The sequence below is a fragment of the Bradyrhizobium sp. 132 genome, assembly GCF_023074185.1.
Taxonomy (GTDB): Bacteria; Pseudomonadota; Alphaproteobacteria; order Rhizobiales; family Xanthobacteraceae; genus Bradyrhizobium.
Genome location: NZ_JADPKY010000185.1, coordinates 1 through 1,041, shown reverse-complemented (window position 1 = coordinate 1,041; position 1,041 = coordinate 1). Strand labels below are relative to the sequence as shown.

Below are 1,041 nucleotides of genomic sequence, written 5' to 3'. Positions count from 1 at the left end.
CGCGAAGCATGGCAAGCTCGGGCCAATGAGTGATTTGCCCGATGAGCTGCCGAGCGATCCCGCCGAATTGCGCGCCTTTGCCGCGGCTCTTCTGGATCGCTGCGCCAGGCTCGAGCGGTTGCTCAAGCTTGCAAAAGATGCGCAGTTCGGTCGATCCTCGGAAAAGCTGGATGCTGATCAGCTGCAGCTTGTTCTGGAGGACATCGAAGAGGCGGTCGCAGCTCTCGAAGCAGCCGAGGATCGGGTCAATCCCAGAACCTCCGAGAAGAGATCGGCGGAGCGTAGAACCAACCGTGGTCAGCTTCCGGAGCATTTGCCGCGCGTCGTCGAGACCCTGATGCCCGCTGCAACCTGCTGTCCGTCCTGCAAAGGCGATCTCTTTGAGATCGGCCACGATGAGAGCCAGAGGCTGGACGTCGTGCCGGCGCAGTATCGCGTCATCGTCACCCGCCGGCCCAAGCTGGCCTGCCGCGCCTGTCATGGCGTCGTCCTCCAGCACGCCGCGCCCGAGCGACTGATCAGGGGAGGATTGCCTACCGAGCGACTGGTCGCGCATGTGATCGACGCCAAGTATCATTGGCATTTGCCGCTTTACCGCCAGGCGCAGATGCTGGCGACGCACGGTATCGCCATCGACCGTTCCACGCTCGCCTTCTGGGTCGGCTATGCCGCCCAGGAATTGAAGCCCTTGTGGCATCGTCTGCGCCAGCTTCTGCTCGCCTCCTCGAAGCTCTGTGTCGATGAGACCCCGGCACCGGTCCTGGATCCGGGACGCGGCAGGACGAAAACCGGCTACTTCTGGGCGCTGTCACGCGATGACAGGCCTTGGGCCGGACCTGATCCGCCTGGGGTGGTCTATGCCTATGCACCGGGCCGCGGCGCCGTTCATGGCTTGCGGCTGCTTGAGGGCTATCGCGGCATCATCCACTGCGACGGCTATCAGCTTACAAGACCATGACCCGAGAGACGCGTGCGGACGCCCTGTCCGGGACGCTCGCCTTCTGCTGGTCGCATCTGCGGCGCCAGTTTGTGAAGATCGAG

1 pseudogene is annotated in these 1,041 nt (G+C 63.6%); it reads left to right on the top strand.

What is annotated here, in order from left to right:
* Positions 1-25: 25 nt before the first annotated feature.
* Positions 26-1,041, top strand: a pseudogene (locus tag IVA74_RS40125) (IS66 family transposase); the annotation flags it as partial.